Below are 13,084 nucleotides of genomic sequence, written 5' to 3' on the forward strand. Positions count from 1 at the left end.
CGATTTTTCCATCAGACCACCACGACTCGGGAGCCGAGCGGCACACGTTCGTAGAGCTCTTCCACATGCTCGTTCACCATGCGGATGCACCCGTTCGACACGGCCTGACCGATCGTCCATGGCTCGGTGGTGCCATGGATGCGGTAGTATGTGTCGCGTCCGTCGCGGTAGAGATAGAGCGCGCGCGAACCTAGCGGATTGCCCGGTCCCCCAGGAACGCCATCCGCGTATCTCGCGTACTTTGCGGGATCGCGTCTGATCATGTTGGCGGTCGGCCGCCAGGCCGGCCACTTTGCCTTGCGTTCGATGATGGCCGAGCCGGAAAATGCGAGACCTGCCTTGCCTACGCCGATCCCGTAGCGTCGTGCCGCACCTCTGCCCTCGATCAAATACAGGAATCGGTCCCGTGGAGCGACCACGATCGTACCGGCCGGCTGAGCGTATGGTGAGACGACGGTTTGGGGAAGAAAGCGCGGGTCGAGCTTTACTCTCCTATTAGCGAGAGCCGAGGTAGGCAAGTGGACTGCCGAAACGGCTGCGATTAGCCCTGTTGCGAACGATCTGCGATCAATCATGATAAAGCCCCTCAATAGTTGCCGAAGCGCGCGTTCAGTGATCGTGCCCGTCGTCTGCCTGCGGTGGCGTGACGTCGGGAACGAGCTTTTCGACCTGGGCGGCGGCGCGTAGCCCCGCGAGAAGCCGTTGCTCTTCAGCAGACTCGAGCGCTTGCCGGATCTGCGGTTCGACAGTCTCGAAGGGAGGAGGCGGCCTATTGCGCGCTTCTTCCAGCATCACGACATGGAAGCCGAAGGCAGTCGCGACCGGCGTTTGAGTGAACTCGCCCGGCTCAAGTTGGGCTGCGGCATCCTCGACTTCCGGCACGGTTCCACCCTCAGCGATAAATCCGAGATCGCCACCTTTCTCTTTGGAAACCGGATCGATGGAGTGCTGTTGTGCAAGATCTGCGAAGGACTGCCCCTCCCCCAGCCCACGAATTATGTGCAGCGCTTCGCCTTCGGTCCGCACAAGGATATGCCGCAACTTTCTTTCCATGACCGGCGGAACGCTGGCGACCTGACCGTCATAGGCAGCCCTTATCGCCGCGTCCGTCACGGCTTCGGCCACGCGCTGCTCGATGAACACGGATCGAAGCGTCTGGGCCTCGAAGAACGCCAGCTGACGCTTGAATGCGTCCTGCTCCGTGACATTTGCCTCGCGCGCAGCGTCGGCCACGATGCGCAGCTCGATGAGAGCGTTCACGAGAACGGAACGCTTGGCGTCTTCCGGCATCTGGCCGAGCTGAGGTCCATACATTTCTTCGGCGATTGCGAGATCGGCGACCGTGATTTCCTGGCCGTTCACGCGCGCAACGACTTCGGCCTCCTGGCCGTGAGCCAGCGGTGGCAGCATCGCTACCATCATCGCAACGGCAACGAACCCTTGGACTCTGAGCCCGGAAGCGAGAGAGCGAGTTCCCATCTTGCGCCCTCCCCTTACTGGCCGCTCGCCGCGATCAGCGGATCGACGATTTCGCTGAAGCGGTCGATGCTCAGTACGCCCTTGTACATTTCGCCGTTGACGAAGAACGTGGGGGTTGAATCGACGCCGAAGGACTTGCCCGTCTCAGCGACGGAATTTACCTGCTCGAGAAGTTCCTGATTCTGAAGACACGCCTCGAAGGCAGCCTCGTCCATCCCGGTCATGCCCATGACCGTCCTTAGCGAGCCTGAGCCGTCGGACGACCGCGCCCAGTTGTCCTGGGTCCGGTAGAGCAGGTCGATGGTAGCGTACCACTTGTCGTCGCCGGCGCACCTGGCCAGCATGAATCCTGCTGAAGAGCGCGGATCGAACGGGAACTCGCGCATGATGAAGCGCACCTTGCCTGTGTCGACATACTTCTCCTTGAAGGCGGGCCAGACATTCATATGGAAGTTGCGGCAGTGGCCGCAGGTCAGCGACGCGTATTCGATCACGGTGACCGGAGCGTCTTCCGGACCGAAGCTCTTTTCCGTGAGCGCTCCCGGCGCGAGCAGCTCTTCGGGAGTGGGTTGGGCAAGCGTGAGACGTGGAAAGGCGGCTGCCGCTCCGAGAGCGGACAGTCCGTATAGAACGTTGCGTCGTTTCATGGTCGTTTCCTTAAGTGAGATTCTACTTTGCAAGCTCTAGCCCCTGGAGGAGCAAGCGCTATCTTTGTCGTCAGGCGATCGCTCTCGGACCGCTTCGCACGATGATCGGCGAGGGGATCGAGACACGATCGTAGAGGTCGATGATGTCCTGGTTGATCAGACGGACGCAGCCGCTCGACACCGCGCGCCCTATGGTCCAGTACTCAGGTGAGCCGTGCAGCCGATAGAGCGTGTCCTGACCGTTCTGGAAGATGTAGAGCGCTCGTGCGCCGAGAGGGTTGTCGAGCCCAGGCGGCTGTCCCCCGTTCTCGGCGCTGAACTCTTCAAGCTCGGGCTGGCGCGCGATCATCTCCGCCGGTGGAGTCCAGACTGGCCAGGGTCGCTTCCACTGGATGACCCCCTCACCGGACCAGGTGAACCCCGCCCGCCCGAGGCCGACGCCGTATCTCATCGCCTTGCCGTCGGGCAGAACGAGATAGAGGAAAAAGGACTGCGTATCGACGACGACGGTTCCGGGACGTTCGCCGGTGGGGTCGTCGACGAACTGGCGGTAGAACTGCCGGTCGACCCTTTTAGGTCCACTGCGGGGATCGGGAAATCCTCTTCCGGCATCGCCCGATACATGGAAACGAAGGAGGGATCGATCCTCGGGGTTTCAGGCGCCACAGTGACGGGCTGGATATCGGTGGTCGTGCAGCCAGCGAGCGTCAAGGATGCCGCCGAAGATGCGGCGAGGGTCAGGACTTGCCGCCTGGTCAGGCCTGTGCGTGATGGTGTGAATGTCAATGCTTCGCTCCCAATACGGTCGTGGTCCATTGCTTCCCGCAGAAAGCAATTGGTGAGGACGAATTGCGACCGTCTGGATCGGAGCCGCCTTCTTCAGGGCTGCGCCCGAAGAAACTCGATCTCCTACCGGCCGTTTCGCCTGTTCGACGTTATTGGGGCGGAGGGACGATGATGGGAATGAAGGTGAACGACAGGTCCTGCTCTCTGCCGTGGATCGACAGCAGGCCCGCGCTGGCAGCGTGGGGTGAAAGCCAGACTGTGAATCCGGCGCACTGGTCGTGGCACTTTGTGGTGGCGTGCGGCGAAAGGGGCAACGCATCGTCGTTGCTCTCGCTCGGCAGTTCGGAACCGCTGCCGCCAGCCATCATCGCGGTGGCCGCAAACTCCTGAATCGGCGTATTCGCGGCCACGGCTGTAGGCGCCGCCAAATGGACGGCGACCATGAAAGCCAAGAGGAACGCGAGGAATCGGATCATCGTGCTGTCGTTCTATTCCTTGGGCGAATGTGGGTCTCCGAGCGCCGCTGATGGCCGACTGACAGGTACGGAGGTCAGCGACGTTCTTTTGGCCAGTGTTTGCTCGCCGGAACGCTCCAGAAGACTACGAAAACTGGGGTGCATTCCGCCATCGATGTAGGCATGTGCGCTGCGTGCCGTGCCGCTTTCCAGCAGGCTTTGCATCGCGAGAAGATCGGATTCTGCCCGGCGGGCGACAAGGGGTCGTCGCCATTCACCGCCGGCGGACATGCCGCAAGAGGATCGCGCGGCTCCCCTCCTTGGAACTCCATGTCGAAGACGTAGCGCCGGCCGCAGTGGGAGACCCTGGGCTGGCGGCGGGTGACCTCGAAGATATCGTAGCCGCGCTTCAGGTCGGCCCAGAAAGAAAAGTTCGGGTCGTCGCGATGCTTCGCCATGTTCTGGGCGGTCATGCGAAATGGAAATGCCTGCACCTGGAAAGCGGGCTGACCGCCCCTGAGGGCCTCGCGGGCCACGGCGTAGATCTCGGCCACGCCCTCGTCCGTCAGGGCGAAACATCCCGACGACGAACACGCGCCATGCACCATGAGCGCTTCGCCTGTGTAGCCGAGGGCCGCCTCGAGGCGGTTCGGATAGCCGAGATTGAAGGAGAGATAGTATTGCGAGTTCGGGTTCAGCATGCCGGCGCTTACGTGGTAGAACCCCTCGGGGGCCTGGCGGTCGCCCTCTCGGGTCTTGGGACCGAGCTTTCCGGACCAGCGGCACATCGGATAGGTCTTGAGCAGGGCGAACTGGCCGCTGCGGTCGCGCTTCCAGATCTCGAGCTCGCTTTCCTGCTTGAAGATCCGCACGAGGATCGGCGCGGCTGGCGACATGGTTTTGCGCGACATTTCGGCAAGGAGGGCAGCAGGGATGGGCTGTGACGCCTTGTTGTCGACCTCGAGGACCGTCGACACGCATCCGCTCACCAAAAGGGCAAGCAAACCCACCACGCCTATCCTTAACGCTTGCAACATGTTCGCGCTTTCATGATCCTTTGCGCCGATCCGCCCTCGGGATCGAGCCGTAAGTTTGGGGCTATCATAGTTAAGAAGATGTTGCCCCTAACATATTTGCGAGCGGCAAAGAACCGCAGTTCGTCCGACTATCCGTGCTCGGGGTGGAGTCGATATGAAGAACGCAAGTGAGGCCGAGACGCCTTGTCAGAGACTTTGGAACGAGGGTGCGATGAATTCGCTGGAGCAGATGACCCTGGAAGACTCACGGGGCCTTGGTCGCAAGAGAGCGCGCAAGAACCTGTTTGTCGTGCTCCTGCTTGTAGGCTTTGTCGGCGCTGTGTTCTTCGCCAGCTTCGGCCATATCGTGACCGAGATGCGCCCGGCTCAGGTAGACAGCCAACCCGAATAACGGAATGGTCACATAGGGTTGAGTGGCATCGGGCAGCCGACAATGAAAGAGTGGACCGGCATTTCTCCTATTGCCGGTCCACCTATGTTCATACGTCTAGGGTGTTTTCTGGTTGCCGGTGCCGCAGCCTATGTCGTGCTCTCCACGATTTTCAGTCTCGTGTGCTTCGGTGTCGGTCACAACACCATGGAGATGATCTACGGAGGCACCGCCGTCTATCTTCTCACCCTTGCCGCAGCCGTGGAGGGAGCCTGGTTGTTGCCCGAGGATATCAGGAGATCATCCTCATCCACCAGGCTGACCCACTGGTTCAGGTCACGCTGGGACTGACGCTTCAGGAAGTAGATCCTGGCGTCACTCCACAGGAGCACTCGCTGCTCCAGATTGTCGAGGATGAAGTCGCCGAGATCCGTGACCACGGACAGCACCGCGTGCCCGCCGCCCTTGGCATCGAGAGCGGTCGTCAGCAGCAACGCGCCGAGCGGGTAGCCCATCTCGTTCAGCCGTTGGCGCTTCAGCAGCGCATAGTCTTCGCAGTCGCCAACGGTTGTCGGATACTCCCACCGCTCTTCGACGCCGTAGATTTCCATGTCGGTCATCGCAATGACCGCGGTATTGACCTCCGCGTTGACGCTTACGATATCGCTCCAGCTCGCCCGCGTGAGCTGGATCATCGTTCCCTCCGGCCCTCTGGCGCACCGCTGCCTGTAGCGAAGGCAATACTCGTAATACCCGACCGGAATCGAGGTCGCGCCGAACGTCGCCATGTTGCGAGCGTTGAATGGCTGCGACGGGTTGAACTCGGACGCACTCGCCAAGGCCGACGTGCAGAAGACCAAGAGCGCGAGCGCGCTCATCCAAAGCTTTTTCATTATTTGACTCTCCCCGAAGTGATGGGAAGAAGCCTAGCCCAGAAACCTCAAAATCGAAGAAAATCAGTGGTTTGTATTCGATTCAAACTCGGCGCAAATCGCAACGGATTTCGAAATCCTTCATTTACCAGGATCGAGCGCTTGCAGAGAGCTAGTTAGCGGCACGATCAGCCTCGCCGTGCCGGTGGTTTGTCAGAAGATCTGATGTCTGCACGAGATGGGCTGACACCTCCACTTCCCGGCCATCATCGAAGATCAGCATCAGGCGTTCGCTCTCCGATAGCTCGATTGCAGACGCGGGATCGGCAAGTAGTAGGTGGATGCCGCCTTTGCGCATCTGCAGTTCGGCATGTGCTGGAATTACAAGCGGGCCGCTGGCCGGCTCAGCCGCGTCATCGTCGGAGTTGAATGGAGTACGCATGATCGTGCTGCTTGCAAAAGTTTCGCTTCTCACCGCAGCGAGATAGGCGTGCGTATCCGTGCCGTTCCAGATCGTTAGGAAACCTCTCGCTGGGGAGCCATCGCGATCATCGATCAGTATCTCGGCATGTTCGACCGTCAGCGTCCGAGGGGGATTGGCGTGGTCAAGCGTCCGCTCGGAGGCCGCTGCCGACGCGGCGAGCAGAACGAACGCAACAAGAGCGATCGGAAGTCGGCAAGAAGTCGCCATGTACATTGCTTATGTCCCCTCCACGACTATTGGCCGTGAACGTCCGTGATGAATCGGGCAAGGCTGTGAACCGGGCCCGCCATCTGGATGCGGCAATTCCGCACTGTTGCACGACCGCTGTTCCTCCGCCAATATCTATAGGAGCTGGAGGTAATCATGCTGACGATCGGAGAGTTGTCGCGCGTCACCGGGGTGAAAGTTCCGACCATCCGCTATTATGAGCAAAAGGGCCTGTTGGTGGCACCGGGCCGGTCGGGCGGCAATCAACGGCGTTACGAGCCCAGCGAACGTGAACGGCTGTCCTTCATCAAGCACGCCCGCGACCTCGGGTTCACGATCGGGGCCATTCGTGAACTGCTTGAGCTGAGCGAGCATCCGGAGCGGCCATGCGCGGATGCCGACAGCATCGCGGTGCGCCAACTGCAGATTGTCCGCGAGAAGATTGCAAAGCTCAGGCCCCTTGAGCGCGAACTCGAACGCATCGCAACTCGATGCCACGGCGATCAGATCAAGGACTGCTACGTCATCCAGTCTTTGGCTAACCACGAACTGTGCTCGAACGAGCACTGAAGGCCTGCTCAGACCTCGGTCTGTTCGTCGAAGCGGCAATAGTGCGCTACCCTGTCGGCAGGGCCGTTTGTCGAGGGCACGTTGCGAAGGATGATGGTGATGGTCACGCTGTCCTTTGGCGCCACGATCGAGCCGGATATGGTGATCGTCGGGTGATCCTCCGGCACCAGCTCGAACGTCGTTTCGTCGCCGACCGTAGGACCAAGGCGCAATGTCCCCGTATCGTAGTCCCCTTCCGCGGAGAACGTGGTTTCCATCCGGTCCTCTGAAAGGAAGAGATAGAACTCAAGCTCCGACCCGAAGGGTGCGCGGCCCCAGAGCCAGGCTTCGGCCTTTTCCAGCGACGGTCCAACGCGCGCGACGACGTCGTCGCAGTCCTGCGATGTTGGCGTGCCCTGCTCTGGATACCAGAGAAACACGCCGGTCGGCGGGCTCGCCAGGGCATGACCCGCGCCAGCAAGCCATAAGGCAGCTCCGAAAGCAGGTACTGTCAAGCGCGGTCTCATCTCATGTCCCACGCAGCCGGCGCGGCTGTCCTTCGTTTTCGCACTTGGGTGGTCGTCAATCCGGGATAACCACGCGCGCAACGACTGGCAGATGATTGGAGCCGAATTTCGGCCCCAAAGCCAATTCCTCCAGCGCCATCGTAGGCGATAAGACGATTCGGTCGATTGGCGTGCCGATCTGCGTGAGCGACCAGAGGCGTATGCTGAAGCGGGTCGGCAGCGGCCACCACCGGGATTCCGTTGTCCGGTATCCCGTCGAGGACAAGAAGTCGCGAAAGAACGGAGACCAGGGCGGCGTGTTCCAGTCGCCGGCGACGACGACCAGAGCGTCCGACGGCTCCGACTTCACGGCTGCTTCCAGATCGCGAAGGTACGCAGCGCGCGCCTCCCAGGCACGGGGGCCTCGCGGGGTCTGGGGATGGATTGCATAGAGAACGACGTTCGTCCCTTCGACCGACAGCTCGTAGCGCACCGCGAACCTGCCGTATGTATCGGTGCTCTCGGAAGAGACCGTCCGTTCGTCCAGGATCGGGAAACGGCTGAGGACCTTCATATCGGTGTTGCCGGCCAGGTCGCGGCTGCTTTCGAAGGGCCAACGCCCGCTGGCGATCAGTGCGTTCTGCCAGAGAGGTCTCACTTCCTGCAGAACAAGGATGTCCGCTGCGCCGACATCGCGCAGCGCGAGAAAGGGGCGCGGGTCCAGATTGTCGGTCAGCACGTTGGCGGAGATCATTGTGAACGTCGTTCCCGGCGCAGCCGGCGCTGGAGACGGGAGCAGGAAGTAGGGAAAGCCGGCAGCCAGAAGCGCAACCGTTCCCGCGATCTTCGTGGAGCGCGGAGGAAGCACAAAACCGACCACGAACAGAACGACGCCCGCGACCAGAAGATGGGGACGGATGAAGTTCGCGAGGTCCGCGATCCAAAGGTCTCGGGATAGCGCCAACGATACGAGCTGTGCCGCAGCAAAGACAAGCTGCACCAGGACAACAGCGGCGACGAAGAGCTTCGGCATTCCGCCGCTGGCTGACGAGAGGGGCACCGGCATCGATCCTGCTGTGTGCGCTTCGGGGGTGGATAATTGCCGTGGCGTCGGCTTCGGCCAATGGGGCAATCTGGCGCATAGGCTTCGCTATTCAGTGGGCTCCCGCGCTGGATTCCTGCCTCTGGTTCGTTGGCCTCGCAATTGGCACAGAATTTGAGGAAAAAGAGACCCCGGCTTGCGGGGTCCTCATACGCTCCCCCGGCAAGTCGGAGTCCTTTGCTTTAAGTTTGCTGAGCGCCGCGTAGGTTTGGACCGAAGACCGAAGTCGAGACAGCGAAAACTATTGCCGCATGTTTTGCTTCAGATTGTTCCATTGACTCCGGCTGTCGAGGGATGATTCACGAATCATCGGTTTTCGCTCTTGATCCTATATGAGCTAGAGGTTCTACAACACGGCCAATATGATGGAGCACGTTGGCGCAGAAAGCAGGAACGATCATGAGCGAAAAATTGCGTTTGGACATCCCTGTTCTGCTTCCCGACGTCGCGCACGTGGCCGATGCATGCGTGGCGCGGCTGACATCCGATCTGGAAGCACGCGAGGGTGTAGAGAAGGTCCACGTCGTTGCGGCCGAGGCAAACGAGCCCGCCAAGCTCTGTGTCCATTTCGATCAAGAGGCCCTGCCGCTCAGCCGGATTCGCGAGATCGCCCAGGCTTCCGGCGCGCGGATCACCGCCCGCTTCGGACACCTTACGTGGCAGGTCAAGGGCATCGGGCACGAACGCCGCGCGCGTACGGTCGCGGAGAAGCTCAGGTCGCTCGCCGGCGTGCTCCAGGCCGAGGCGAACGCAGCGGGCACGGTGCATGTCGAGTTCGACCGCGACGCAACTTCCGAGGAAGCGATAGCCGAGGCGCTGCGCACACTCGGGGTCCAGCGAGCCAAAGGGCCTGCATCAATTTCAGAAGACGGCAGGGACGAGCACGCCGGTCACGACCATGGGCCGGCAGGCGGAAAGCATTGGGAAGGTGAAGGCCACGACCATGCGCATGGCGAGTTCCTGGGGCCGAACACGGAGCTGATCTTCGCCCTGTCGAGCGGCGCGCTGCTCGGGATCGGCGTCGCCGTCGAGTATCTGGTCTCGGGCGCGCCGGGCTGGCTGCCCACAGCCTGCTTCATCGCTGCCTACTTCTTCGGCGGCTTCTTCACGCTACGCGAGGCCATCGACAATCTGCGCCTCGGACGGTTCGAGATCGACACGCTGATGCTGGTCGCGGCAGCCGGCGCGGCGGCGCTTGGCGCATTCGAGGAAGGCGCGCTGCTCCTGTTCCTGTTCAGCCTAGGCCACGCGCTGGAACACTACGCCATGGGACGTGCCAAGCGCGCGATCGAGGCGCTGGCGGAACTCGCGCCGCCCGTCGCGACCGTCAGGCGCGACGGCGAAACCCGCGAGATCCCGGTGGAGGAGCTGGTGGTCGGCGACATCGTCGTCGTGCGTCCCAACGAGCGGCTTCCCGCCGACGGCTTCCTCGTCAAGGGCACGACCAGCATCAACCAGGCGCCCGTTACCGGCGAGAGCATCCCGGTCGACAAGCGTCCGGTCGCCGACACCGAAGCGGCACGGGCGCGGCCCGACTCAGTCGACAGTGCTTCGCGCGTCTTCGCCGGCACGATCAACGGCGCGGGCGCGGTCGAAATCGAGGTGACGCGGCGTTCCACCGAGAGCGCGTTGGCCAAGGTGGTCAAGATGGTGAGCGAGGCGGAAGCGCAGAAGTCGCCCACCCAGCGTTTCACCGAGAAGTTCGAGCGCGTCTTCGTGCCGGTGGTGCTGGCGCTGGCTGTGGTGATGCTGTTCGGCTGGGTCGTCATCGACGAACCGTTCCGCGACAGCTTCTACCGGGCGATGGCCGTGCTGGTCGCTGCCAGCCCCTGCGCGCTCGCCATCGCCACGCCGAGCGCCGTCCTGTCGGGCGTCGCGCGTGCGGCGCGCGGCGGCGTGCTGGTCAAGGGCGGCGGACCGCTCGAGAACCTCGGCTCGCTGACGGCGATCGCCTTCGACAAGACCGGCACGCTGACGGAAGGCCAGCCACGCATCACCGACATCGTCACCGCTGAAGGCGTCGACGAGCAGGAACTGCTGACGGTGGCTGTCGCCGTGGAGAGCCTGAGCGACCATCCGCTGGCCGAGGCGATCGTGCGCGACGGCAAGGAGAAGCTTGGCGGAAAGGCCGTCACCGCCGCATCTGATCTCAAGAGCCTCACCGGCAAGGGTGTGACCGCGACGTTCGACGGGCAGACGGTGTGGATCGGCAAGGCCGAGATGTTCGGAAGCGACGGCATTCCGGCTCTCGGCGATGCCATGATCGAGGCGATCGCACGGCTTCGGGACGGCGGCCGCACGACGATGGTGGTCCGGCAGGGCGACCGCGATCTGGGCGCGATCGGGCTGATGGACACGCCCCGCGCCGCGGCACGCGATACATTGAAGAAGCTGCACGAGATCGGCATCACGCGCATGATCATGATCTCGGGCGACAACCAGAAGGTCGCCGACGCGATCGCTAAGGATGTCGGGCTCGACGAGGCCTGGGGCGACCTGATGCCCGAGGACAAGGTGGAGGCGATCAAGAGGCTGCGATCCGAAGGCAAGGTCGCCATGGTCGGTGACGGCGTCAACGACGCCCCCGCAATGGCGAGCGCCACGGTCGGCATCGCCATGGGGGCGGCCGGCTCCGACGTGGCGCTGGAGACGGCCGATGTCGCGCTGATGGCCGACGACCTATCGCACCTTCCCTTCGCGGTGGGGCTCAGCCGGCACACCCGTTCGATCATCCTCCAGAACGTGGTGGTCAGCCTCGGCATCGTCGCCGTGCTCGTGCCCGCGACGATCCTCGGATTGAGCATCGGGGCGGCGGTCGCGGTGCATGAAGGCTCGACGCTGCTGGTCGTGTTCAACGCGCTCAGGCTACTGGCCTATCGCGATCCCTATGGAAAGGTGCGGAACGGCAGCGGCGGGGCGGCCGCTTGAGCGGCCGGCGCCGGGTCTGCGAGAGCGCGACCGCGTCTGATGTCACATCGCGACCTCCATGGACGTGCCAGAGGGCCGAGGCGACGCCGATTCAATGATGCGGCAGTCGGCAACCGTTCCGCAGCGACATTGCGTGATCAGGCGGTCGAGCTCGCCTTGCAACGCCTTCAGGTCGGCGGTTTTCCGCTCTACCTCGCGCAGATGCTCCTTGGCGATCTCGTCCACCGCCTCGCAGGAGCGCGACTTGTCGTCGGAGAGGTCGAGCAGTGTGCGGACCTGGTCGATCGAAAAGCCGAGATCCCTAGCGCGACGAATGAAGCTCAGCCTGTTGAGATGAGAGGTTTCGTAGGCGCGATAGTTGCCCTTGGTGCGTGCCGGCGCCGGCAGCAAGCCGCACTTCTCGTAGAACCGGATCGTCTCGACATTGGTCCCGGTGATGCGGGCGAGCTTTCCGATCGGCATGCCGCTCGCGATCATGCATCAGTCATTGTAGTTGAGGCGCTTCATTAACTTCCAGTCGTGAAGCGCCCTAGTCGTTCCTGCTCGTCAGCCCTCGTCTATGAGGCGCTTCAGTTTCGCCAGCATCACTTCGGGCGCCTCCTCATAGGCCATGGTTCCGAAGAACTGCCCGCTCGCGTCCATTAGAAGCACCGAGGCGGTGTGGTCCATCGTGTAGTCCCCGCCCTCGACGGGGACGCGGGCGTAGTAGACCTTGTACGCTTGGGTAACAGCATCGATCTGATCTTCTGTGCCGGTGAGCCCAATGATGCGTTCATCGAAGGCCGTGAGATACTGCTTCATCTCCTCCGGACCGTCGCGGCCAGCATCGACGGAGATGAACACGAAATTGATCCTGTCAGCGTCGCTGCCCAGTTGCTCCATCAGGCTCGTCAGTTCGAATAGCGTCGTGGGACACACGTCGGGACAAAAGGTGAAGCCGAAGAACACCGCGCTCGGCTTGCCGAGTAGCTCCTTTTCGGTGACCTCCTGTCCCTCGGTGTCGACAAGCGTGAAGGGCCCGCCGACCGTCGCAACACCAGTGGACTGGAGCACTGGCGCCCTTCTGGAGTCGATCACGATGGAGAATGCCGCCAGCGTCATGACGATCGCCATGACCCCGGCCGCTATGAATCCGACAACACGGCCGCTCATCATTCATGCCCTTCATGGCTGGAAGACGTGGCGTTGCCGTGTCCCGTCGCCGTGGAGCCGATCGGGCCAGCCGCCAGTTCGACGTCGACGGCGCCGGCTTGCTCGAACTCGAGCGTCACCGGGACCATTTCACCTTCGGTGATCGGCTTCTTCAGTTCCAGTAGCATCAGATGATAGCCGCCCGGCGCCAGGTTCACGGTTTCGCCGGCGGGAATCTCCACACCCTCCGGAACAGGACGCATCTTCATGATGCCGTCGGTCATCTCCATGTTGTGGATCTCGACGCGGGCGGCGACGGGTGAGGAACCGCCTAGAAGACGGTCGGCTGTGTCGCCTGCATTGGTCAGTTCGAGGTATCCGCCCCCTACCTTTGCCGCTGGTGGTGTCGCGCGCGTCCATGGATGGCCGATCTCGATGTCTCCGGCGCGATAGTCGTGCGCGACGGTGGGTGTGGCTGCGGCAACAAAGGCGATAGCCGCCAGCATCGAAAAGAGGTGTCGCATTGAAGTC

General features: G+C 62.3%; 14 protein-coding genes and 2 pseudogenes. 3 read left to right on the forward strand and 13 right to left on the reverse strand.

All coding sequences use genetic code 11. The annotated features are described in order from the left end of the window. Positions 1 to 11: 11 nt before the first annotated feature. From HK436_RS03625 to HK436_RS03650, 6 genes and pseudogenes are all read right to left on the reverse strand, one after another. Entirely contained in the window at positions 12 to 575 is a 564-nt protein-coding gene (locus HK436_RS03625) for a L,D-transpeptidase (RefSeq protein ID WP_173187400.1), read from the reverse strand. 34 nt (positions 576 to 609) lie between these two features. Then, complete coding sequence (locus tag HK436_RS03630) at positions 610 to 1,479, reverse strand: peptidylprolyl isomerase (protein ID WP_173187402.1); 870 nt, start codon at positions 1,477 to 1,479, stop codon at positions 610 to 612. A gap of 14 nt (positions 1,480 to 1,493) precedes the next feature. Further along, a complete protein-coding gene (locus HK436_RS03635) occupies positions 1,494 to 2,126 on the reverse strand; it encodes a DsbA family protein (RefSeq protein WP_173187404.1) in 633 nt (210 codons plus the stop codon). A 70-nt stretch (positions 2,127 to 2,196) separates the two neighbouring features. After that, a pseudogene (locus HK436_RS03640) lies at positions 2,197 to 2,942 on the reverse strand (L,D-transpeptidase). A 119-nt stretch (positions 2,943 to 3,061) separates the two neighbouring features. After that, positions 3,062 to 3,388, reverse strand: a complete 327-nt coding sequence (locus HK436_RS03645; protein ID WP_173187406.1) for a hypothetical protein — start codon at positions 3,386 to 3,388, stop codon at positions 3,062 to 3,064. Positions 3,389 to 3,400: 12 nt separating this feature from the next. Further along, positions 3,401 to 4,404: pseudogene (locus tag HK436_RS03650) on the reverse strand (L,D-transpeptidase family protein). 211 nt (positions 4,405 to 4,615) lie between these two features. Between HK436_RS03650 and HK436_RS03655 the strand changes: the two are divergent. Beyond that, positions 4,616 to 4,795, forward strand: a complete 180-nt coding sequence (locus HK436_RS03655; RefSeq protein WP_173187408.1) for a hypothetical protein — start codon at positions 4,616 to 4,618, stop codon at positions 4,793 to 4,795. Positions 4,796 to 5,010: 215 nt separating this feature from the next. Here HK436_RS03655 and HK436_RS03660 read toward each other — a convergent pair whose 3' ends face one another. Both HK436_RS03660 and HK436_RS03665 read right to left on the reverse strand, forming a co-directional pair. Then, positions 5,011 to 5,667: a transglutaminase-like cysteine peptidase gene (locus HK436_RS03660; protein WP_173187410.1), complete on the reverse strand. Its 657-nt coding sequence runs from the start codon at positions 5,665 to 5,667 to the stop codon at positions 5,011 to 5,013. 151 nt (positions 5,668 to 5,818) lie between these two features. After that, complete coding sequence (locus tag HK436_RS03665) at positions 5,819 to 6,337, reverse strand: copper chaperone PCu(A)C domain-containing protein (protein WP_173187411.1); 519 nt, start codon at positions 6,335 to 6,337, stop codon at positions 5,819 to 5,821. A 156-nt stretch (positions 6,338 to 6,493) separates the two neighbouring features. On the opposite strand from HK436_RS03665, the gene HK436_RS03670 reads away from it, so the two are divergent. Next, entirely contained in the window at positions 6,494 to 6,907 is a 414-nt protein-coding gene (locus HK436_RS03670) for a MerR family transcriptional regulator (RefSeq protein ID WP_173187413.1), read from the forward strand. An 8-nt stretch (positions 6,908 to 6,915) separates the two neighbouring features. On the opposite strand, the gene HK436_RS03675 is transcribed toward HK436_RS03670, so the two are convergent. Both HK436_RS03675 and HK436_RS03680 read right to left on the reverse strand, forming a co-directional pair. After that, positions 6,916 to 7,401 (reverse strand): hypothetical protein, encoded by a 486-nt coding sequence (locus HK436_RS03675; RefSeq protein ID WP_244648500.1) that lies wholly within the window; start codon positions 7,399 to 7,401, stop codon positions 6,916 to 6,918. A 67-nt stretch (positions 7,402 to 7,468) separates the two neighbouring features. Then, positions 7,469 to 8,458, reverse strand: coding sequence for an endonuclease/exonuclease/phosphatase family protein (locus HK436_RS03680; protein WP_173187417.1), 990 nt, complete (start codon positions 8,456 to 8,458; stop codon positions 7,469 to 7,471). Positions 8,459 to 8,893: 435 nt separating this feature from the next. Here HK436_RS03680 and HK436_RS03685 point away from each other — a divergent pair, with 435 nt between their 5' ends. Next, positions 8,894 to 11,422 (forward strand): heavy metal translocating P-type ATPase, encoded by a 2,529-nt coding sequence (locus tag HK436_RS03685; RefSeq protein ID WP_173187419.1) that lies wholly within the window; start codon positions 8,894 to 8,896, stop codon positions 11,420 to 11,422. A gap of 42 nt (positions 11,423 to 11,464) precedes the next feature. Here HK436_RS03685 and HK436_RS03690 read toward each other — a convergent pair whose 3' ends face one another. The 3 genes from HK436_RS03690 to HK436_RS03700 form a co-directional block, all read right to left on the reverse strand. Then, positions 11,465 to 11,884, reverse strand: coding sequence for a MerR family transcriptional regulator (locus HK436_RS03690; protein ID WP_376769122.1), 420 nt, complete (start codon positions 11,882 to 11,884; stop codon positions 11,465 to 11,467). An 84-nt stretch (positions 11,885 to 11,968) separates the two neighbouring features. After that, positions 11,969 to 12,577 carry an SCO family protein gene (locus tag HK436_RS03695; protein WP_312860482.1) on the reverse strand — a complete coding sequence of 203 codons (609 nt, stop codon included), beginning with the start codon at positions 12,575 to 12,577 and terminating at the stop codon, positions 11,969 to 11,971. Next, positions 12,574 to 13,077, reverse strand: coding sequence for a copper chaperone PCu(A)C (locus HK436_RS03700; protein ID WP_173187423.1), 504 nt, complete (start codon positions 13,075 to 13,077; stop codon positions 12,574 to 12,576). The genes HK436_RS03695 and HK436_RS03700 overlap by 4 nt, the downstream gene beginning before the upstream one ends. Between the last annotated feature and the right edge of the window lie 7 nt (positions 13,078 to 13,084).

The sequence above is a fragment of the Neoaquamicrobium sediminum genome (assembly GCF_013240295.1).
In the GTDB taxonomy this organism is placed as follows: domain Bacteria; phylum Pseudomonadota; class Alphaproteobacteria; order Rhizobiales; family Rhizobiaceae; genus Aerobium; species Aerobium sediminum.